Here is a 20,520-nt window from a genome sequence, read left to right as displayed (position 1 = left end):
ATGGCTACGACAGACTCAGACCAAGACACGCAGTCGCTTACGATCGTTGAATCGGTTCAAGACGGACTCCGATCCGAAATGGCTCGAGACGACGACGTCATCGTTCTCGGCGAGGACGTCGGACAGAACGGTGGCGTCTTCCGGGCAACCGACGGTCTCTACGAGGAGTACGGTGAGGATCGCGTCGTCGATACCCCGCTTGCAGAGAGCTGTATCGCCGGTGCCGCCGTCGGCCTCGCAGCCCACGGGATGAAACCCGTCCCCGAGATGCAGTTCCTCGGCTTTAGTTACCCGGCGTTCGAGCAGATCATCAACCACGCCGCGCGGCTGCGGGCGAGAAGCTGTGGCCAGTACAGCTGTCAGATGGTCATCCGAACGCCCTACGGCGGAGGGATTAGCGCACCCGAACACCACTCGGAGTCCACCGAGACCTTCTTCGCACACTACCCGGGTCTGAAGGTCGTCGTCCCGAGTACACCCTACGACACAAAGGGGCTGTTGACCAGCGCAATTCGCGATCCGGACCCAGTCGTCTTCCTCGAGCCCGCGCGGCTGTATCGCGGCTTCAAAGACGAGGTTCCAGAGGAGTCCTACACCGTCCCAATCGGCGACGCAGCAGTCCGTCGCGAGGGATCGGACGTCTCGGTGTTTACCTGGGGCTCGATGACCCCGCCGACGCTCGAGGCCGCCGAGAACGTCGAGGACGAGATATCGGTCGAGGTCGTCGAACTTCGATCGCTGTCCCCGCTCGATACGGAGACGATCGTCGAATCGGTCAAAAAGACCGGACGGAGCGCCGTCGTTCACGAAGCCCCGAAGTCGGTCGGACTCGGGGCCGAGGTCACCGCACGGATTCAGGAGGAAGCGTTGCTCTACCTCGAGGCACCGATCGAACGAGTTACCGGGTTCGACGTTCCGTTCCCGCTGTACTCACTCGAGGAGTTCTATCTCCCCGAGGCGACGCGCATCGAGGACGGCATCCGAACAGTCACGGAGTTCTGACATGGTCAGGGAATTCGAACTACCGGACGTCGGCGAGGGTGTTGCAGAGGGCGAACTGGTTAGCTGGCTCGTCGAAGAAGGCGACGCGGTTTCGGAAGACCAGCCGATCGCCGAGGTCGAGACGGACAAGGCGCTGGTTGACGTTCCGTCCCCCGTCGACGGGACGATTCGGGAGCTTCGGTACGAGGAAGGCGACGTGATTCCCGTCGGAGACGTCTTCGTAACCTTCGACGTCGAGGGCGAGGAGCCAGTCGAATCGACAGATGACGCCGCCGACACGGCCGGGGACGACCCCGAATCAGCAGAGCACGGTGCCGGGAGCCCCGACGCAACCGGCGCGGAGGCCGACGAGGTTGCCACGCCCCAGGACCGCGTCTTCGCGCCACCGCGAGTTCGGCGGCTGGCTCGCGAGGAGGGGATCGATCTGACGTCGATCCAGGGAAGTGGCCCGGGCGGCCGGATCACCGCCGCCGACGTTCGTAGTGCCGTTGCCGGCGACTCGCAGGCGATCACTGGCGGCGGGGTTACGAGCGCAGACGCACCTGCCGATTCCGACGCGAAGACGGGCTCAGACGTCACAGCGGCTTCCGACGCGGAGACAACCGCCGACACGAGGACAGGCCCCGAGACCGACTCGAGAGCGACGAGCCCCCCACCATCGTCGCTCGAGTCGGCAGACAGGGATCGGACACTCGCCGCCCCCGCGACCAGACGGATCGCCCGTGAGAAGGGGATCGACCTCGATTCGGTTCCGGCGGTCGAGGAGCGCGAGGGAGAGGCGTTCGTCACCGCCGAAGCCGTCGAGAACTACGCGGCGGCCCAGAAACGAGCGCAGGACGCCGATCGAGCGGCGGTCGAGGCCGGCAAACCAGTCGGCGGGGCCGGGACGGAGGCGTTCGCTCCCGGCGAGTCCGAACGCCGCGAGCCGTTCCAGGGCGTTCGAAAGCGAATCGCGGAGGCGATGGTCGAATCGAAGTACAGTGCCCCGCACGTCACCCACCACGACGAAGCCGACGTGACGGCGCTCGTCGAGGCACGCGAACGGCTCAAACCGCACGCCGAGGAGCGCGGGATCAACCTCACGTACATGCCGTTTATCACGAAAGCGGTCATCGCCGCCCTCAAAGAGTATCCCGAGATGAACGCCGTCCTCGACGAGGAAAACGAGGAGATCGTCTATCGCGACTACTACAACATCGGAATCGCCGCAGCAACGGACAACGGGTTGATGGTCCCCGTCGTCGAGAACGCCGATCGGAAGGGGCTGCTGTCGCTGTCCTCGGAGACAAACGAGTTGGCCAAAAAGGCACGCGAACGCTCGATCAGCCCGAGCGAACTCCGCGGGTCGACGTTTACGATCACGAACGTCGGCGGGATCGGCGGCGAGTACGCAACGCCGATCCTGAACTATCCGGAGTCGGGTATCCTCGGGGTTGGCGAGATCAAACGGAAACCGCGCGTCGTCACCGACGAACACGGCGAAGAGTCGATCGAACCGCGTTCGGTACTGACGCTCTCGTTATCGTTCGATCACCGCCTGATCGACGGCGCAGTCGGCGCAAGGTTTACCAACACGGTAATCGAGCACCTGGAAAACCCCGAACTGCTGTTGCTCGAATGAACGATCCGAACCACCATTCAAACGAGAGAGATTTCATGATACTACGACACACTCCCACGAACGAGGTCGAGACCGATGGTCGTCGGTGACGTCACGACCGGAACTGACGTTCTGGTCATCGGCGCTGGCCCAGCCGGCTACGTGGCCGCCATCCGCGCCGGCCAGCTCGGACTAGACGTGACGCTCGTCGAAAAGGACGCCTACGGCGGTACCTGTCTCAATCACGGCTGTATCCCGTCGAAGGCGTTGATTAGCGCAACGGACGTCGCTCACGAGGCACGCTACGCCGAGGAGATGGGGATCCACGCCGACCCCGACGTCGACTTCGCCGAGATGGTCGACTGGAAAGACGACATCGTCGAGCAACTGACCGGTGGCGTCGAGAAGCTCTGTAAAGCCAACGGCGTCGACCTGCTCGAAGGAACCGCGACGTTCGTCGACGAGAACACCGTTCGCGTCTCACACGACGGCGACGGGCAGGGCTCGGAAACGGTGTCGTTCGAACACGCCATCGTCGCCACTGGCTCGCGCCCGATCGAAATCCCGAACTTCTCCTACGCGGACGAACCCATTCTGAACTCACGGCAGGCACTCGCCCTCGAGTCCGTTCCCGACTCGCTCGTCATCGTCGGTGCCGGTTACATCGGAATGGAACTGGCAAGCGTCTTCGCCAAGCTCGGAACCGACGTGACGGTGATCGAGATGCGTGACTCGATCCTGCCGGGGTACGACGACGATCTGACACGGCCAGTGAGACAGCGAGCAGCCGATCTCGGCATCGAGTTCGAGTTCGGGTACACGGCCTCGGAGTGGCACGAGCACGGCGACGACGGCGGGATTCGGGTCCTCGCCGAACGGGCCGCGACCGACGGCGGTGTCGCAGCCGGCGAAACGACAGACACCGGCGACGCTCTCAGTCTCGAAGCCGACGGCGTCCTGGTCGCCGTCGGTCGCGAACCCGTCTCGGACACGCTCGACCTCGCGGCCGCCGGTGTAGAAACCGACGAGCGCGGCTTCGTCGAGACCGATTCGCAAGCACGCACATCCACTGAGCACATCTTCGCCGTCGGCGACGTCGCCGGAGAACCGATGCTCGCCCACAAAAGCAGTGCGGAGGGTGCAGTCGCCGCCGCAGTCATCGCAGGCGAGCCCGCGGCGATCGATCATCAGGCGATACCCGCCGTCGTCTTTACCGATCCAGAGATCGCAACGATCGGGCTGAGCGAGGCGGAGGCCATCGACTCCGGCTTCGAGACGGTCACCGGGCAGTTCCCGTTCCAGGCCAGCGGTCGCGCGCTGACGACCGGCGAGTCGGACGGGTTCGTCACGGTCGTCGCCGACGCCGAGGCGGGCTACGTACTCGGCGCGAGCATCGTCGGGCCCGAGGCCTCCGAACTGATCGCCGAACTCGGCCTCGCGATCGAACTCGGCGCGACACTCGAGGACGTCGCCTCGACGGTTCACGCCCACCCGACGCTGTCGGAGTCGGTGATGGAAGCGGCCGAGAACGCACTCGGGGAAGCGATTCACACGCTGAATCGCTGACGGTGCCTGCTGGTCGACTCTTCGTCGCTGATCCCTCGGATTCAATGATAGTTCTGGATGTATAGAGTTTTGACACCGACGATCGCAAAACACTGTTGACGTGTGGTGCATACGTTCGATCCGAAGCCTGCTGGCGGTAGTGGTTCGAAACGCATCACACTCGACGAAACGGGGCGTCGATCGAACGATCAACGGTACTGGCGGTACGTGGTCGGTACTCCCGAACCGAACAGATAAACATCATACGCGGGTGTTCTCGACTCCAAACCTGTTTCTGGCAGGGCTATTCCTGCAGAACTTACCGGAAATTACGACGTCTCTGATACCGTCGTTCTCGTCGATGTAACACCCACCACCAGACAGTACTCCAGCGACTCGAGTTCCGATCTCGGGAGTGAGTTGAGCTCTATTATACATGTATAGAATGTGGTAGAAAAGAAGACTTCCCTGTTTCCACAGTTTTCCGTATCGAGTGCGGCTGGGTCGGAGAGTACGCCCCACCGTTCGGAAGGTCATCTGCGTCAGACCAAACATGAGAGTACCACTCCCACCAACGAGTTGTTACTATAGGATAGGGTTCGATCGTGTGCCGACTACGGCAATTCGGCCGTTTTACAGCGGTTTCCACGTCAGAATCGTCCGAGACCGTAGCGCTCTCGTGGATCCAATTCTCGAATACACCGGCGACATGCACAATAGTTGCAATAGCTAACTATTTAGAATAGGTAGCTGAGGTATCCATCCTATGCCGACGTGTGGAAGTTCATGACACAGCACACGAAATGCGGGTCAAACTCATCCGATAGAGATCGAAGCAACCGCACAACGCCACGAGGAGGACCTCGAGGTCGAGAGACCACGGACAGTCATACGGATGCTGTAACGGTGTACCGGTGAAACCACAGATGGCTCGGGGTTTCGCCGGTAACGATTTACAGCAGACCGTATCAGGGAAAACGAACACACTGGGAGAGAGCACGATCGACGGAAACGAATGCGCAGGGTCGAATTCGGTGGTGTGATCAGATTTGACCCTGGAATCGAGCTTGGAAAAGTACTAATCCGGTCGCGTCGCGTGGAACGGCAGCCCTTCGACGCCGTCACGCTGGAAGGCGTCGATGGTCGAGTTGACCTCGTGGTACTCGAGGATGTTCTCCTGGATCATGCGTTCGATGATGTCGGCGCGGAACTGCAGGTCGTCGTAGATGTCCCGGGTGTCCGCGTAGCCGAGGAGGGTCGCGATCTGTTCTTCGAGCACGTAGGAGTTGTTCATCCCCTGGAAGACGATTTCGTCCTCGACAGGGTCCCAGTAGAAGACCTGTCGAGTGACGACGCCATCCATCTGCTCGGAGTAGCCCTCGATCTCCTGGACGCTCGTCACCCGGCGGAGCACGTCGTCGCCTTGCTTGACGCGGTTCTGGAACAGCGCGACGTCGGCGTTGTCCATGAACGTCTCGGGGACGTTGATCGGGTCCCCGGTAAACCGCTGGATCATCGAGACGATGTCGCTGGCGTGGAACGTCAGCATGACCGGGTGGCCGGTCTGTGCCGCCTGGAACGCCATGCGACCCTCCTCACCACGAACCTCGCCCACGACGATGTACTCGGGGCGAGAACGGAGTGCGGCCTCGACGAGATTGAACATGTCGACGTCGACGCTGTCCTCGCTTTGGCTCTCTCGAGTCAACAGTTGCTGCCAGGTGTCGTGGGGTGGCAACACCTCAGCCGTGTCCTCCGCGGTGTAGATCTTCGAATCCCGCGGGATAAAGGACATAATGGAGTTCAGCGTCGTCGTCTTGCCGGAGGCCGTCTCGCCGACGACGAACACCGTCCGCTCGTTTTCGAGACAGAGCCACAGATACGCCGCCAGTTCCGGCGAAAGCGTCCCCCAGTTCGTAATCTGGGTGACGGTAAGCGGAACCTCGTCGCCCTGACGGATCGTGAGGCTCGGTCCTTTGACGCTTACGTCGTCGCTGTAAATGACGTTCAGACGCGATCCGTCCGGCAACGTCGAGTCGATGATCGGCTCCGCATCCGTCATCGGATTCCCGATGCGCTCACCCATGTTCGACAGCCAGCGATCGAACTCCTCCCTGGTGCCGAAGTCGACGGTCGTCTCGACCATGCCGTAGACGCCGTGGTCGACGTAACACTCGCTGGGTCCGATCACGTGGATGTCCTCGTTCGCCGGATCTCGCATGACCGGCTCGAGTGGACCAAGTCCGACGATGTCGCGATTCAACCGATAGCGGATGTTCTCGTAGGTCTCCCGAGAGACCTCCTGAATCCCCGGGTGGAACCTGACTTTGAGCTGCTCGATGATGTTGTCGACCTCCTCGCCTTTGATGTGGGTCGACTCCTCGAGCAGTTCCTCGATCCGGTCGTCGTACTCCGCTTCCTTCTCCGGAGCCTGCTTGCTCGCGCTTCGGCGAAGCAACGAGTCTTTGACGTGAGAGAAAACGACCTGTTCGTCCTCGGAGAGCGTCGGTTCGACGGCGAAGTACTGCATCTTCGTTCCGACGTCGCCGTAGACGTGACTGTAGATCGGACCACCGACGGGATACAACACGTTCGGATGTTCAGCCTCGTACTCCGAAGTCGGCTCGTTGATCAGTATCGGGAACTCGCCGGTGATCTGGCGAAACTTCTTCAGGTGCTCGCGAAGATGCGGCCGACGAGCCGCCAGCTCCTGGAGTTCGTCCGACGGCTTCGGCGTTCCCATTTCAGTCATTGACTGGAAATCAGGCGACACTCCTGTTCTCGATGACGATTCCGACACCGGACCGAACCGAGTAACCGACGCGGTCACCGACCTGTTCGCCCATCCCGGCAAAGCGCTTGATAAACAGCTGTCGCCGGATATCGTTGCCGACCTCGATCATCTCGAGTTCGATAAAGACGTCCGCAATCGACCGGAACGGACCGATCGCCTCCTCGCCGACGGTGGAAGGGTCGACCGTGAGGATGACGACTTTCCCCTGGGATATCACGTTCCGGAAAAAGGAAATGATCTCGAGAGCGGCCTGACGTTCCTCGTTTTCCCGGACCAGCGCCTCGAACTTCGGATCGTTGCGCAGTATCGCGTCGAACGTATCGATAATGATCACGTCCGCCGACCAGATCGTCTCCTCGTCCATGAGGTCGGTAAGGAGATCCTGCCGGTTCTGCTCGTCGGGATCGGAAGAGAGGACGCCACCGCTGTCTAAATCGCCGTGGAGGAACAACAGGTTCTCGAACAGCAGGTGTTCCTCGACGTTGTAGTTCAGCGAGTTCATCTGATCGACGAACCCCTTGACCTCGAGTTCCGTCGAGAGAAACGTCACTGACTTGCCCGTCTCGCACAGCCCGTAGGTGAACCGCTGTGAGATCGCACTCTTTCCCGCTCCGTAATCGCCCTCCATCAGGACGATACTTCCGGTCGGAATGCCGCCACCGAGTTCCTTGTTGAGGCGATCGCGATCGTCGAGACCGATAGAGAAGATGTTATTTCGATGACTCATACCTATCGTCGTGGCCCCTCGTCAGCCCCAGAGAACAGCGACGTGATTAGTTCGACTTGCCACCGCTCGAGTTCGGAATCCCCGCCGCGTTCGACGACCGGTTTGACGGATTCACGGTCGCCCCGCTCGACCTCACGGACCTCCGACTGTGCACCCGGTTCAAGGACCGATCGAGCGGTGTCCTCGTCGTGGTCGGGACGTGGTTCTCGGAGTTCGATCCCCGACTCCGAGAGGATAACGTCCGAGTCGACCCAGATCATCCGCTGGTCGCGCTCCGGCGCGTCCCGGTCGGCGACGACCGGACGGTCGGGCTCGTCCGCCTCGACCACCGACCGGTCAGCGTCGCCAACCGAATCGCTCCGGCCGGTCGACTCGGATTCGTCGATGTGGATCTTGCAGGCGGATCCAGCACTCGCCCCCCGGTCTTCGTCGTCGACCGAATCGTCCGTTGACACCTCGAGCGAGGTGACATCCCGATCCGTCTTTGCATCGACAGCCGTCTCGCTCGAGTGTCCGTCGGCGTCGGGCGACGGCGGGTCGATCGCTTCCTCGGTGAACGAAACCTCCATCTCCGCGGGAGAGTCGGTCGGTGCGAACGAGTCGGACTCCTCGGTCACGGTCGAGTTGGCATCCTCGACGGTATCCCCGGTCGTGGACGGTTCGAGGTCGTCAGGCCGGTCGTCCGTAACGCCCTCTTCGACCAGCCACTGATCGAATGGGACACGTTTTTTCTCGGGCGTCGCGATCCGGTTGATCCACCAGAGACTTCGTTTGTGGTCGACACCGAGTGCAGAACTCGGTTCGGGATCGTCGACGTCGGGGCCGTCCTCGAACCCGTTTAACGTCGTTAGCAGGTAGGACTCGACGGATGGATCGATCCATCGAATCGAGCCGTAAAATCGAATCGTCCGCGCCGCCCCGTTCAACCCGACCTCGTCGACGAGGTAGTCGAGCCAGTCCATCACGACGAACTCGGTGTCGTACGCTGACGGGATCGACTCGAGATACGGCCGGCCGCCATCGTCCCACGGCGGGTCCGGAAGTGACGGTTCCTCGGATGCGTCGGCGTCGTCGACGGCCGCTCCGCCAGCGTCCGCTGGCAGGGGATCGTCCGCCTCGAAGCCGGCGTCGTCGGTCTCGAGGTCGTCACCGTCGGCATCGGGTTCCGCCAGGGAATCGTCCGCAGCCAGTGGGTCCTCCGACTCGTCGTCCGCCTGCACGTCGTCGAATGGGTCGTCCGGTTCGTCCAGTTCGGAATCGGACTCGGCGTCTAGTTCGGAACCAGAATCGGCTGAATCCGCACCGACATCTTCCTCGTCTTCCCAGTCGGCATCGCCGGAGTCGTACTGTGACTTTAACTCGTCAAACGAGAGGTCGCCGCCATCGTCGTCGGTTTCGTCGTCCGCTTCGAGGTCGTCATCCGTCTCGAAGTCGTCATCCGCCTCGAGATCGGCAAACTCGTCGTCTTCGTCGAGGTCGCTAAATTCGTCGCCCTCGTCGGGGTCGGCAAACTCCTCGTCGTCCTCGTCGTCAATCAAACTCTCGTCGAGGAACGCCTCCGCTTCGGCGTTCGCGATGTCCTCGTCGACGTCCTCCTGGTCGTCGCCGTCGTCCTGGCCGTCGAACAAACTCTGGCCGCCGAAGTTGCCCGAGCCTTGGGCACCGCCGTCGAACGTGTCGCTCAACGAATCGCCCTCGACGAACGGGTTGACACCCTGGGTAACCATCTCGTACACCTCGAGGAGTTTCCGGATGTTCTCTTCGATCTCCTCTAAGGATTCGCCGATCTGTTCGTTCTCGCTTTGGACCGTGTTGACCGTCGACGAGAGCGAACCGACTTCGTTTTCCATCTCCTCGACGCGAGCTTCGATCTCACTCGAGACGCCGCCGGTATCCTCGTCCATGCCGTCGAACGTCGCGTCACCGCCGTCGTCCATCTCGAATTCGGCCTCACCGCCCATTTCGTCGCCCCCGCCGAGGAGGTCGCCGTCGGAGCCGGAACCGTCGTCACCGAGGAGATTATCGTCGGACCCGGAGCCGTCGTCGAAGAGATCGGTGTCATCCATCCCGCCGCCCATACTCCCGCTGCCGCCGTCGGTGGCGCTCTCGCCGCCGCCCGTCGACGTTCCGGGCATGAGCGCCTCCTCGCTCATCCCTCCCGCGAGATTGCCGTCCGCGAGGGGGTCATCACCGTTCCCGGAGTCAGTACTCCCGTCGTCGTCCTCGTTTCCGAGTATATTACCGATTATGGACAGTAACATGGTGAACCCATCACGTTGACGGCGCCGCACTCGAGACCGGACCGACGGCCGACCAGACCCGTATCGTCCCGTTCAGTACGGTCTCGAAACATCATCTGTGAACACTATACGAACCTACGTATTAAGTGATTTCGGCCGATGTGACGACTGTCCGACGAAGGTCAGACGAGCGGCGACGGCACGCGTTTCGAACGTATACTGTCAGTATATCCAACAAATGATTCTTTTCGGTTCGGATAGAACTCTCCGTAGGGGCAGTGAATGACGGACAGCAACAACGAGAAAAACCCGAAAGAGAACGCCGACGTGCCGCCCGTACTTCCGGGTGAACAACCATCGGGATCGTCCGCCGGTGGGGGCGCGTTGTCGCCCGAGGACCTCGACTTTACGGAGAGTCCGTACGTGTCAGAGGTCTCCGACGGGCGATACGTCGTCTCGGCGGACCACAGCCCACCGAACGTCGCCGACGACACACGTTCCTCGCCGCCACAGTCACGAAACCGATCAAACCCACAGCCGACGCAGAAATCAGAGACGGACGAGAGGGGGACCGATCGAGCCGCCGATGCGCAGCGAGACCACCAGCCAATTCAGAGCCCGGAAGCGGCCCGATCGATACTCGCGGGCGAACTCGAGCGAGCCGACGCCAGGTTCGCAGTCGATATCGTCTCCCAGTTCGACGACAACGGCGTTCGCCACCGAACGACCTCGGACGATCCGATCGGTATTTTCGACAACCTCGTTCTCTGGTACGCACAGCACGTCGCACCGGAGACGCCGACCCAGCGGACCACGTCGCTGCTGATGGCCAAATCCGAATTCACGCCACCGCTGTCGCCAGCACAGATCCGTCGAACCGCACGAGCCCACGGTCTCAACAGATCCAGCACCCTCGGCGACCTCCTCGACGCACTCGAGGACTGATACGGTTTGCTGTAACGGTGTATAGCAGACCGGATGGCAGGAACTGTTGGCAGCCATTACCAATGATCGCTGACCTCACTCGAGCGATCACTGCCACCGACCGGCAGTCGGAAACAGCAGGCGGTCAGGAGCCGTTCAGGAAGATTACTGCTGCCATATACAGCGTCAGCAAAATCGCAAACCCGAACAGAACGAGTCCGCTCTGAGCCGACTGAATCGCGCGTGATTTCGCGTCGTCACTGATACCGTGTCCAATCATACGTGGTTACCTGCCACTCGTCGCTATCGACTCATTGATCTTGCGGCCGCAGGCGTCTCGAAGTCACCACCGGTCGATCGTCGAAGCGCGAAAGGCGGTTAGAGATCGACCGAGATGATCAGATCGACCAATCGCTCGGTCAGCGTGCCGGTGATCGCACCCACCCAGAGCAACGCAGTAAAGTGGAGATAGGAGTTGCCGAAGTGGCCGCCGTCAGCAACCCGAAGCACGAGCGACGAGATAAATGCGTTGAAGATCAACACGAAGACGATGAGAAACCGAAGGACGGGAACGTTGTACTGTTCGGTGTGGACGAGCGAGCCGCCGAGGACCTGTCCCTCGAGGTCGATCTCGAACGTCGAGAGCATCAACGCGAGCTCGAGGCCGATGAAAAACGAGAACGAGGACGCCGCCGTGATCCCGTAGATGACGCCGACGAGCGTCGTCGTTTGCTGGCGACGTTCCTCGCGCAGGTTGACGATCTCGCTCATGTTCTGGCTGATGAGTTCGCCGAGTCGTTTCGGTCCGCCACCCATGTCGCGACCGACGAGATACATCTCGCTGAACTTCTGGACCAGAAACGAGTGTGAATCGCCAGTGAAGAGTCGCCAGGATTTCTCCGTGTTCAGCCGCATGTTCAACCGGCGATAGAGGTCGTTGATATCGGGCGTCAGCGGCCCGAAGTCCTTCGTTCGAAGCGTGGCCAGTACCTCGGTCGTCGTGCTCTGTTTGACGCTCTCGCTGGTACCCAACGCACGGATGAAGTTCGGAAACTCCCGGTCCCGATCGAAGACGCGCCGTTCCTCGTAGAGAAAGATACCCCCCGGGATCAAAAGCGGAAGCGTCGCGATCGGCATATACAACAGCAACGGCACCGAACCAAACTGAATCGTCGCCGTTCCCGGGAGTACCTCGAAGAACGCGAGCGTCATCCCGATGATCACCAGCACGCTAAGGCCGACGCCGGCGATCGTCGACCCGAGCATCCGTTTTTTCGTCGCGGTTCGGTAGCCGTCCTCGAGGTACCAGATCGGGTCGTCCGGGACGATCGCACGAATAACGAAGAAGAAGCCGATCTGGACGAACACGAACAGAACGATGACGATGCTCGTCGTCAGCGTCGGGTTGTTACCCGTCAGCAGCGGCAACACGATCGCGAACACCAGCGCGAACGTCATCGAGATGATAAGCGAGAGATAGAGGTCTTTCAACACGTCGAGGTTCGACAACGACTGGCGGTAGACGGTGGAGTACTTGTCGATCAGGACGTCCTGTTCCTGAAAGAGGAACTCGTCGAGTTCCTGACCGGCACCGAGCGTGTACGCGAGGCGCTCGAGGAGGTCCTCGACGGATTCGCTCGGAACCTCCTTGGCGCGTCGCCGACAGGCGTCGTCGAGGCTCAGGTGCCAGACGTCGACGAGGTCGACGACCCGTTGCATCTCGTCGGCGAGTTCGCCGTACTCCTCTTCCTGGGCGAGTTTTCTCATGACCTCCATCCGGTCGATGTTCGTCGTCGAGAGGATCGTCATGTGGATGACAAAGAGGTGGAACCGATTTTCCATCTCGATTCGGCGCTGGTCGACCGCGAGCCGTGGGTAGCCGATCGCCGATACGAGGATGAGCAAGCCCAAAACGGGAACGAGGAGACGGACGACGAGAAACGTCTCGAGGAACATGGCGACGGCAACAGTGCCAACGAAAAACGCAAACGCCGGCAGCAAGATCAAGAGGACGTAGATCCTCGCCGGGAGCTCCATCTCGTCGTAGGCCTGAATAATGGACCTGCTCAGGTCGTTGATGGATGCTCCGTCACTGGCTAGTACCATATCTCCACCCGCGTCTCACAAATTACGTCGGTCTGCACCCCATACAAAACTTCTGGCTACCGGATCGACCCGCTCACGGATCAGTGTGAGCGCCGTCGACGCCGTCCTCGAGGACGTCTTCGGAGTCGGAGTCGAGGACGTCTTCGGAGTCGGAATCGAGGACGTCTTCGGAGTCGGAATCGAGGATGTCCCCGGGTTCGGAGTCGAGGACGGCCGCATCGATCGGTTCATCGGCCCCGGTATCGCCAGTGCTCGACGGAGTTGGATCGTCTTCCGGTATGTCGAGGGCGTCCGCACTCCTGTCCGATCCGGACTCGAGATCGGGTTCGTCGGATCCGACGGCAGCGTCGAGAGGGTCGTCGGGTGCAGTGGTCGGCTCCGCGGGTTCCTCGGCTGAGGAAGTGGATTCGAGGGGGGCGTCTGAGACAGCAGTCGGTTCGACGGGGGTATCGGAGACGGCAGTCGGTTCGACGAAATCGGTGGATCCAGCGGTGGGTTCGAACGCGTCCTCGTCGTCCGCGAGGTCGCTCTGGTCGTCGCTGCGTTCGCCCGTGGCGGGGCGGTCCGAACGGCCGTCCGAAGCGGCGTCGGTCCCGACCGACGACTTCTTCTCCGGGGTTGCGATCGCACCGATGTACTCGAGGCTCCGTTTGTGCTCGGCGGTCGTCAACGACGAGCGGGGTTCGGGGTCGTCGATCGGCGCGGGCCGGTCGGTGAAGCCGTTTAGCAGCCGGTGGAAATAGGACTCGACAGGCTCGGAGATCCAGCCCAGCGAGCGGTAGTAGGCGATCGTCCGGGCAGTGCCGTCGATTCCCGCCTCCTCGATGAGGTACTGGAGCAACTCGAGGGTCAGGATTTCGGCGTCCGGCCGCGAGGGATGAGAGACGAGATACGGCGGGTCGCCGATCTCACCGTTTTCGCCGCCCTCGAGGTCGGGATCTGCGCTCGCGTCGTCGAACTCGTCGGCCACGTCGTCTCCCTCGGGGAGTTCCGTCTCCGAGTCCGCAAACGGCTCGTCCGCCTCGAGCGGGTCGTCGGCGTCGGCCATCGCGTCCTCGTCCGGGGCCAGAAACTCGTCGATCTGCTCGTCCGGGGACTTCCCGTCCGCCGAATCGGCGTCGGCGAACTCGTCCGCGGACGCGTCGTCGTCCCCCTCCTCGAGCGGGAACTCGTCGTCTAAGTCGGATTCATCCGTCGGCTCCGCGTCGAACGGATCCGCGGCGGACGGATCGTCGTCGACGAACTCGTCGTCGTCCTCGAGCGTATCGTCGGTCAGTTCGTCGCCAAGGTCGTCGTCGGTCATGTCGTCGTCTACCTCCTCCTCGAGTGCGCTCTCGTCTGCGAACTCGGCGTTGAACGCCTCGTCGTCTTCGTCATCGAAATCGTCGTCGAGAAACTCATCGGCGCTGGCTTCGGAGATTTCCTCGTCGATCTCCTCGCCGGGGTCGTCGGTCGCGCCGAAGCCGCCGTCGGTTGCGTTCTCGAATGCGTTGCCGATCTCCTGGTCGCCGACGAACGGGTTGATCCCCTGGGTGACGATCTCGTAGAGGTCGACGAGTTTGTCGACGTTCTTCTCGACGGATTGGATCGAGTCGCTGATCTTCTCGTTTTCGCCGCGGACGGTTTCGACCTGTCCCTGCAGGGAGTCGATCTCCTTTTCGACCTCGTTGAGACGGTAGGCGAGTTCGTCGTCGTCGTTTTCGTCGTCGTCGCCGAACTCCATCTCGCCGTCGATCAGCGAATCGTCGTCGGTCAGCAGGTCGTCACCGCCATCGTCCTCCGGTTCGTCAGCGTCGTCGAGTATGCTACTCATTTGTGTTCACTCTAGTCGGCGTTGTTCGCCACGTGGAAGTCGATGCTGTCCTCGTTGCCGTGTACGATCGTCGTCACGCGCGTATCGCCGTCGACCGCGAGGTCCTCGATCTCGCCGACGTCGATCGTCACCTCGACGATCCCGCCGGGTCGCCAGGAGTTCGCGTCGACGTCGAGGCGGTCGACGGCGAGGTGGTCGTTCGAGACGTACCTGCCGTCGACCAGGACGTCGATCGCGGAGCGATGGACCTGCAGCGTCTCAGAGCCGACGTTTTTGACCAGTACGGACACCGTCTCGGTTTCCCGGTCGTAAATCGACTCCGGGTAGCCGGGATCGCTCGTGATCGCGATATCAGTCTCGACTTCGGTCGCGACGTTCGAACCTTGCATCTCGATCGCGGTGCTCATCTGGTTGACCTCGAGGATGACCGTCCCGGCGACGCTGGCCGCGACGATGACGCTCGCGATGAACATGATGAGGTGGGAGGTAGAGACGCTGGCCATGGGTTACCCCTCCGTCTCCGTGAGAGTGATCGATTCGGCGGCCGATATCCCGGTTTCGGTCGTGAGCTGTATCCGGTCGACCTCGTACTCTTCCTCCCCGAAGATCGTTTCGATGGTTTCGATCGGGACGACGACCTCGAGAGTCGAGCCGGGGTACCAGAGGTCGGTCTCCGAGATCTCGTCGTCGCCGTCGATGACCGTCGTCTGGTAGTCGTCCGGATGGACGTACTTGCCCTCGAGCAACACGTCGGTACTGGAGATCGCCAGCCCGGTCGTCCCCGTGTTTTCGATACGAACGACGACGTCATCGACGTGTGTCTCGTTGTACGTATCACCGTTGCTATCTTCGTATTCGACGACGTGGAGCTCCTGGATCGCCGTGGTCACGTTGAGGTCGGTGTTCAGTCGGTCGCGGGTCTGGTCGCTCTGGGTCGCGAGTGCGCTCCCGGTGTCGGTGCTCACCGAGAACATGGTGGGGACGAAGACGCTCGCCGCTACGAGACAGCCGATAAGCAAAATCGCAGCGGAAGCGCTCGTGCTAAATCCCATTCGTTCGGTATCACGAATGCCACGGTCAAAAGCGCACCGGCCATCGGCTCTCGAGGCGCGAATCGCCGACCACGAGACGGGCGTGTCCCGATCGAGCGAGCGCGGTCGTCGACTCGAGTTTACAGCGAAACCGTTTCGCCGGCCTCGAGATCGTAGGGGACGACCAGTTCGGTGCTGGTCTCGAGACCCTCCGACGTCATCAGCGTGACGTGTGCGTCGTCGCCGGCCTCGAGTTCGACGTCGTCGAGGACGATCGTCGCCCGGTCGGAGCCGGAGCGAAGCACCGTCCCCTCGATATCGTGGATGTCGTCGGCGTCCACCTCCTCGTAGCCGCCCGAACCCGCACCGGTGTAGTCGACGACGAGCGACTCTAAGTCGATCGCGCCCGAACCGGGCGTCGGTCCGACGGTGATCTCGACGGTCTCGATCTCGCCGTCGTCGGAGACCTCCCCGACGGAGGAGAACACGACGAGCCCGCTCGAGACCTGCTGGGCGCTTTCCTCACCGGTGGCTTGCGCCTGGGACTCGAGGGTCCCGGCGGTGTGGATCAACGCGCCCGCAGCGATGGTCGCCACGAGGATCATCGCGATAAAAATGATCAGCGTTCCGATTCCGACCTGACCGCGTCGGTCGTTCGATACACCTGTTGTCACCATCGATAATCAGTCTCTGTCGACTGCTTAGAGACTGATCGAGTCTTCGGTGAGCGTGGACGGTGCCATCAGGACCTCGGTGGTCTGGGAACTATCTGCGGTGACAATCGTGAACTCGGCAGATCCTCCGGCTGGGATCGGCGTGAAGTCTTCATCATTGTCACTCATCAGATCAAGTTCGATCTGGTAGCGATCGTCCGACGTTAAGACTGCATCATCAAGTTCACCAGCAGAAAGACTGTCTCCCTCTAGACTTTCAATATCTAGACTTTCTAAGTCACCGGCCTGACCACGTTCAGTTTCTTCACCGACGTATTCAAACGTCGCAGCTTCAAGGTCAACAGCGTCAGCACCAGGACCGAGAGAGACCATCATTGAGACGCTATCGATCTGGTCACCAGAAGTGCTGGTGTGGCCTTCTCCCTGAGTTTCAATGGTAAAGTCTTCGCCAGCTTCGGTAATGGTGATTTCAACGTATGAGTTAGCTGCATCGTAGTCACTCATATCAACTTCGACAGTGTCTTCACCAGGGTTATCAGCATCTCGAATGGTTACTTCATTTTCTTCATGAAGGGTGTAACTAGCCGTTGTGGTCTCCGGAAGCGGATCGCCAACGGTTTCAGGGTTTTCACTACCTACAATAACATCGACTTCATTAACGCTACCACCAGTTTCTTCGACAATATTGAAAGTCAGGTCACCTTCGTCAAATGGATGCGATAGGTCAACGTCGTCTGCATCATCATCCATTTCTATGACAATATTACCATTTTCATCAAGATAGCTTTCGTATATGTCAATATTGTCATTATCGGTAGTGCCGTAGGCAGTACCGTCATTGTCAGTGACAGTAACGGCCACTGTATCCCCATTTTCGGCGTCCACGTCATATACCGTCAATTCACCATCAATTGGTTCAGTAGTAGCTATCTCTTCACCATTAATTTCGACAGTGGCTTCTTCTGCCCCCCCGTCAAGATCATCAATAACAAGATCGAACCCTTCAAGTGGTTCACTACCACTTGCAACCTGTCCGGTGGCTGACTCGATCTGGACGACGTTCGAAACCTGTGCCGTACTCTCTTCACCCGTTGCCTCTGCCTGCGATTGAAGAAGACCGGCGGTGTTGATCAGCACACCCGCCGCGATCGCCGCGACGAGTACCATCGCGATGAACACGATGAGGGTACCGATACCCACCTGACCGCGCTCTTCTTCGTCTGTGATTCGTTCGAACATGGTTTTGGTTTGCAATCGTCTTCGGCAACCACTCGAGCCGACGTCGATCGCTCGGCATCGCGGGCGATTGGTCGACTCGAGTTCAGTGGCTCCCGAAGCGTGCATACGGCTTGTGACTGTCCTGTAATAAACGTATCCGCCGTTCTGACACTATTTAACTCTACTTGCCGACCGTAGAGGTACTTAACTGTGTTTGCCGACGGCGAGAGCAACGGTTATATCTTGTTGCCGCCGGAACCCCGCTTAAACCCCCTCGAACGTTGATTTCACAGTAGTCGTCGGATACACTATCGCACCTCGAGCGTGGAGTCTATCGCGACTCGAGCGAGGAGCAGTTCGGCGAGACGTGTACCCTATCGTACCTGTTTTCGCCCGCGGCCGAGAGACTTATTTCCCACCTCCGGCGATATCCACCACATGAATATCGTCGACGGCGAAAAGATCGAGTGCAGTCGGTGTGGGGACCTCATCGACCTCGACGACGCCAACATCCTCGGAAAGAGTAACAACCAAACGTACGCGAAACCGCTGTGTGACGACTGCCTCCAGAACGTCGGCGTTCCGAAGGGGTACGAACTCGAGCGCGACGTCAGCTACCTCAAAACCGAATAACGACCGAGACGACTCGAGGTCGTCGCCGTTTCTCCTTTCCGCCTCGAGCAGCTACTTGTGGTTCATCGCTTCGCTCGCGATGTTACGCCCGCGAGGTTTCAACGCGACCTCGCGACGAATCCGGACCTCCTCTAACACGTCGAGTTCGATCAACCGCTCGTAGATCTCCTCGACTCTGTCGATATCCATGTCGAGAAATTCCGGCACCTCGAACGGCGAGACACCCGAGTAGATCGCCATCAACACCTCCTCTTCTTTCCCCGAGAGATCGATCTGCGAGGCGTTTTTCTCCGCCCCGCGATCCAACACCGACTTCAAAATCGCACAGTTCTGGGCCGACCCCGAGAGATAGGTCTGGACGCTCGAGCCCTCCTCCGTGTGCTCGGCCTCGATCACCGGCCGCTCGCTCGAGTGGACCGTCCGCTCGTCGCTCTCGACGGTACCGACGTCGTCGACCTCGATCTGGACCAGTTTGCCGTCCTCGACCGCGAAGTTCGCGAGACCGGGGTTGATCTTGACGCGAGCCTTCTGCCACGAGGAGTCCTGGACGACGCCGCCTTTCACCGCCGGATGTTTGATCAACACGATCTCGCCGTCTAGAATCGCCTTCTGTAACTCGAGTTCGAACGTGTCGACCTCCTCCATCGAGATCAGATACACGTTCTGTCCGTAGTTGATACTGATGTAGTTCGAGACCTTCGCGATCGCCTGGTTGACGTCGTAGCGGCCCCGAATCGACTGAACTTTCGACAACGGAACCGTCTCTTTTCCCTCGTTGCCGACGATCACCATCCGCTTGTTCGAGAGGACGATCCGGCCGTTCGACCAGCTCGTATCCGACAGCTTGCGCCCGTCGCGGACGACCTGCGTGAACTGCCCCGTCACGTCCGCGAGTTTCTGTTCGGACTTGCTCATGAGAGATCACTACCCGCCATCTCGAAGCCACCCAGCTTCGACAGCGCGGAGAACCCACGCTTTCGCAGCCGATCGTTCTCGGTTTGCTCGACGAACTTCGACAGTCGCTCCCGGGATCGATCGCCGCCGATCTTCCCGAGGACGAACAACGCCTTTACGCACATCCCGTCGTCCCGGTCGCTCTCGACCAGTTCGAGCAACCGCTTCTCGAGGTCCTCGCCGTCGAGCAACGCGAGGCTCATCGCGGCGAACTTCGAGGTCATCTCGTCGTCGTCTGCCAGCGTCTCGATCAGCGCATCCTGGGCCTCGCGGACGTACTCCTCGTCGGCGATCCGCCCCAGCAGCCACGCCGCGTTTCGCCGCTGGGCGGTCTCCGAACTCCGGTCGAGAATCTCGATCAGCGGCTGGACCGCCTCGCGTTCGTTGGCCTCCTCGAGTTCGTCGACGATCTTCTCCCGAACCGTGTGACTCGCATCCGCGGGAGCCTCCGAGAGCAACTGGACGAGCGAGAACATCGCCGTCCGGCGGACGACCTCCGCGTCGTCGCTCAACGCCTCGGCGAGGATCTCGACCGCCTCGACGCTCCCGAGTCGCCCGAGCGCGTCCACCGCGATCCGACGGAGCGTCTCGTCGTCGTCATCGGCGATGTCGACCAGTTCGCGAAGCGCGTTTTGGGTCCCGATATCCGCGAGCGCGTACGCGATCTCGACCCGGACGTCGTACTGATCCTCGTGGAGTTTGCGAGCGAGCGCCGGGATGGCCCGTGGATCCTCGATTCGCGCGAGGGCGCGCGAGACGCGCATTCGCACGCGAGCGTTCGGGTCGTCGAGGCGTTCGACCAGCGCCTCGAGGACGTTGTCCTCGCCGATCCGGCCGAGGCCGGTCGCGGCCGCCATCCGAAGCTCCGGCTGGTCGGCGTCTAACCCCTTCGCGAGCAGTTCCGCTTTCTTCCACTGCGCGACGGAGTCGAGATCCTGCCCGGAGATCTCGCCGATGAACTGCTCGAGTGCGTCCTGGCCGTACTGATCGAGGGCGTCGATCGACGCCGCTTTCACCTTCTGCTCGTCGTCTTCCTGGGCCGCCGTAATGAGGGCGTCGACAGGGTCGTTGTTGGGCTCGATCGTCTCGTCGGCCTTCGGTGCCAGACTGCCGAGGATCTCGGCTGCACGACGGCGAATGTCGGGGTTCGAGCTTCGCTCGAGATACGTCGTGAGTTGTTCGAAATCCGCGTTTCGTTCGAGTTCAAACAGCGTCATATGTGCGTATACGCCAGTCCCGACCCCACCGTCGACGTTGGG

The 20,520-nt window shown here is 60.9% G+C and carries 16 protein-coding genes; 5 read left to right on the top strand and 11 right to left on the bottom strand.

The window, feature by feature from the left end; genetic code table 11:
- From GRS80_RS20030 to lpdA, 3 genes are all read left to right on the top strand, one after another.
- Positions 1–1,002 carry an alpha-ketoacid dehydrogenase subunit beta gene (locus GRS80_RS20030; protein WP_149081802.1) on the top strand — a complete coding sequence of 334 codons (1,002 nt, stop codon included), beginning with the start codon at positions 1–3 and terminating at the stop codon, positions 1,000–1,002.
- A 1-nt stretch (position 1,003) separates the two neighbouring features.
- Positions 1,004–2,623: a 2-oxo acid dehydrogenase subunit E2 gene (locus GRS80_RS20025; protein ID WP_160049130.1), complete on the top strand. Its 1,620-nt coding sequence runs from the start codon at positions 1,004–1,006 to the stop codon at positions 2,621–2,623.
- Between the two features lie 75 nt (positions 2,624–2,698).
- Positions 2,699–4,168 (top strand): dihydrolipoyl dehydrogenase, encoded by a 1,470-nt coding sequence (gene lpdA / locus GRS80_RS20020; protein ID WP_160049129.1) that lies wholly within the window; start codon positions 2,699–2,701, stop codon positions 4,166–4,168.
- Between the two features lie 1,057 nt (positions 4,169–5,225).
- On the opposite strand, the gene GRS80_RS20015 is transcribed toward lpdA, so the two are convergent.
- From GRS80_RS20015 to GRS80_RS20005, 3 genes are read right to left on the bottom strand one after another with little or no spacing between them, the layout of a single operon-like run.
- Positions 5,226–6,899: a type II/IV secretion system ATPase subunit gene (locus GRS80_RS20015; RefSeq protein WP_149081797.1), complete on the bottom strand. Its 1,674-nt coding sequence runs from the start codon at positions 6,897–6,899 to the stop codon at positions 5,226–5,228.
- Positions 6,900–6,909: 10 nt separating this feature from the next.
- Positions 6,910–7,668 (bottom strand): ATPase domain-containing protein, encoded by a 759-nt coding sequence (locus GRS80_RS20010; RefSeq protein ID WP_160049128.1) that lies wholly within the window; start codon positions 7,666–7,668, stop codon positions 6,910–6,912.
- 2 nt (positions 7,669–7,670) lie between these two features.
- Positions 7,671–9,929, bottom strand: coding sequence for a FlaD/FlaE family flagellar protein (locus GRS80_RS20005; RefSeq protein WP_160049127.1), 2,259 nt, complete (start codon positions 9,927–9,929; stop codon positions 7,671–7,673).
- A gap of 261 nt (positions 9,930–10,190) precedes the next feature.
- Here GRS80_RS20005 and GRS80_RS20000 point away from each other — a divergent pair, with 261 nt between their 5' ends.
- Positions 10,191–10,853: a flagella cluster protein gene (locus tag GRS80_RS20000; RefSeq protein ID WP_160049126.1), complete on the top strand. Its 663-nt coding sequence runs from the start codon at positions 10,191–10,193 to the stop codon at positions 10,851–10,853.
- A gap of 357 nt (positions 10,854–11,210) precedes the next feature.
- Here GRS80_RS20000 and flaJ read toward each other — a convergent pair whose 3' ends face one another.
- From flaJ to GRS80_RS19970, 6 genes are all read right to left on the bottom strand, one after another.
- Positions 11,211–12,938 carry an archaellar assembly protein FlaJ gene (flaJ, locus tag GRS80_RS19995; RefSeq protein WP_160049125.1) on the bottom strand — a complete coding sequence of 576 codons (1,728 nt, stop codon included), beginning with the start codon at positions 12,936–12,938 and terminating at the stop codon, positions 11,211–11,213.
- 73 nt (positions 12,939–13,011) lie between these two features.
- A complete protein-coding gene (locus GRS80_RS19990; RefSeq protein ID WP_160049124.1) occupies positions 13,012–14,751 on the bottom strand; it encodes a FlaD/FlaE family flagellar protein in 1,740 nt (579 codons plus the stop codon).
- A gap of 11 nt (positions 14,752–14,762) precedes the next feature.
- Complete coding sequence (locus tag GRS80_RS19985; protein ID WP_160049123.1) at positions 14,763–15,254, bottom strand: flagellin; 492 nt, start codon at positions 15,252–15,254, stop codon at positions 14,763–14,765.
- Positions 15,255–15,257: 3 nt separating this feature from the next.
- Positions 15,258–15,803: a flagellin gene (locus GRS80_RS19980; protein WP_160049122.1), complete on the bottom strand. Its 546-nt coding sequence runs from the start codon at positions 15,801–15,803 to the stop codon at positions 15,258–15,260.
- A gap of 119 nt (positions 15,804–15,922) precedes the next feature.
- Positions 15,923–16,459 carry an archaellin/type IV pilin N-terminal domain-containing protein gene (locus GRS80_RS19975; protein WP_160049121.1) on the bottom strand — a complete coding sequence of 179 codons (537 nt, stop codon included), beginning with the start codon at positions 16,457–16,459 and terminating at the stop codon, positions 15,923–15,925.
- 24 nt (positions 16,460–16,483) lie between these two features.
- Positions 16,484–17,695: an archaellin/type IV pilin N-terminal domain-containing protein gene (locus tag GRS80_RS19970; protein WP_160049120.1), complete on the bottom strand. Its 1,212-nt coding sequence runs from the start codon at positions 17,693–17,695 to the stop codon at positions 16,484–16,486.
- 417 nt (positions 17,696–18,112) lie between these two features.
- Between GRS80_RS19970 and GRS80_RS19965 the strand changes: the two genes are divergently transcribed.
- Entirely contained in the window at positions 18,113–18,307 is a 195-nt protein-coding gene (locus GRS80_RS19965; protein WP_160049119.1) for a hypothetical protein, read from the top strand.
- A 51-nt stretch (positions 18,308–18,358) separates the two neighbouring features.
- Here the strand turns inward: GRS80_RS19965 and GRS80_RS19960 are convergent, their stop codons facing one another.
- Positions 18,359–19,222, bottom strand: a complete 864-nt coding sequence (locus GRS80_RS19960) for a CheF family chemotaxis protein (RefSeq protein ID WP_160049118.1) — start codon at positions 19,220–19,222, stop codon at positions 18,359–18,361.
- Positions 19,219–20,478: a HEAT repeat domain-containing protein gene (locus GRS80_RS19955; protein WP_160049117.1), complete on the bottom strand. Its 1,260-nt coding sequence runs from the start codon at positions 20,476–20,478 to the stop codon at positions 19,219–19,221. Before GRS80_RS19955 ends, GRS80_RS19960 begins: the two co-directional genes overlap by 4 nt.
- Between the last annotated feature and the right edge of the window lie 42 nt (positions 20,479–20,520).

It is taken from the genome of Natrialba sp. INN-245 (genome assembly GCF_009807105.1).
In the GTDB taxonomy this organism is placed as follows: domain Archaea; phylum Halobacteriota; class Halobacteria; order Halobacteriales; family Natrialbaceae; genus Natrarchaeobius; species Natrarchaeobius swarupiae.
Note: the sequence above shows the minus strand (reverse complement) of the source record. Positions and strands in the feature narration are given on the sequence as shown.

Coding starts and splice junctions, on each gene's coding strand:
- GRS80_RS20030 (WP_149081802.1), top strand. CDS start 1: ATGGCTACGACAGACTCAGACCAAGACACGCAGTCGCTTACGATCGTT.
- GRS80_RS20025 (WP_160049130.1), top strand. CDS start 1,004: ATGGTCAGGGAATTCGAACTACCGGACGTCGGCGAGGGTGTTGCAGAG.
- lpdA (WP_160049129.1), top strand. CDS start 2,699: ATGGTCGTCGGTGACGTCACGACCGGAACTGACGTTCTGGTCATCGGC.
- GRS80_RS20015 (WP_149081797.1), bottom strand. CDS start 6,899: ATGACTGAAATGGGAACGCCGAAGCCGTCGGACGAACTCCAGGAGCTG.
- GRS80_RS20010 (WP_160049128.1), bottom strand. CDS start 7,668: ATGAGTCATCGAAATAACATCTTCTCTATCGGTCTCGACGATCGCGAT.
- GRS80_RS20005 (WP_160049127.1), bottom strand. CDS start 9,929: ATGTTACTGTCCATAATCGGTAATATACTCGGAAACGAGGACGACGAC.
- GRS80_RS20000 (WP_160049126.1), top strand. CDS start 10,191: ATGACGGACAGCAACAACGAGAAAAACCCGAAAGAGAACGCCGACGTG.
- flaJ (WP_160049125.1), bottom strand. CDS start 12,938: ATGGTACTAGCCAGTGACGGAGCATCCATCAACGACCTGAGCAGGTCC.
- GRS80_RS19990 (WP_160049124.1), bottom strand. CDS start 14,751: ATGAGTAGCATACTCGACGACGCTGACGAACCGGAGGACGATGGCGGT.
- GRS80_RS19985 (WP_160049123.1), bottom strand. CDS start 15,254: ATGGCCAGCGTCTCTACCTCCCACCTCATCATGTTCATCGCGAGCGTC.
- GRS80_RS19980 (WP_160049122.1), bottom strand. CDS start 15,803: ATGGGATTTAGCACGAGCGCTTCCGCTGCGATTTTGCTTATCGGCTGT.
- GRS80_RS19975 (WP_160049121.1), bottom strand. CDS start 16,459: ATGGTGACAACAGGTGTATCGAACGACCGACGCGGTCAGGTCGGAATC.
- GRS80_RS19970 (WP_160049120.1), bottom strand. CDS start 17,695: ATGTTCGAACGAATCACAGACGAAGAAGAGCGCGGTCAGGTGGGTATC.
- GRS80_RS19965 (WP_160049119.1), top strand. CDS start 18,113: ATGAATATCGTCGACGGCGAAAAGATCGAGTGCAGTCGGTGTGGGGAC.
- GRS80_RS19960 (WP_160049118.1), bottom strand. CDS start 19,222: ATGAGCAAGTCCGAACAGAAACTCGCGGACGTGACGGGGCAGTTCACG.
- GRS80_RS19955 (WP_160049117.1), bottom strand. CDS start 20,478: ATGACGCTGTTTGAACTCGAACGAAACGCGGATTTCGAACAACTCACG.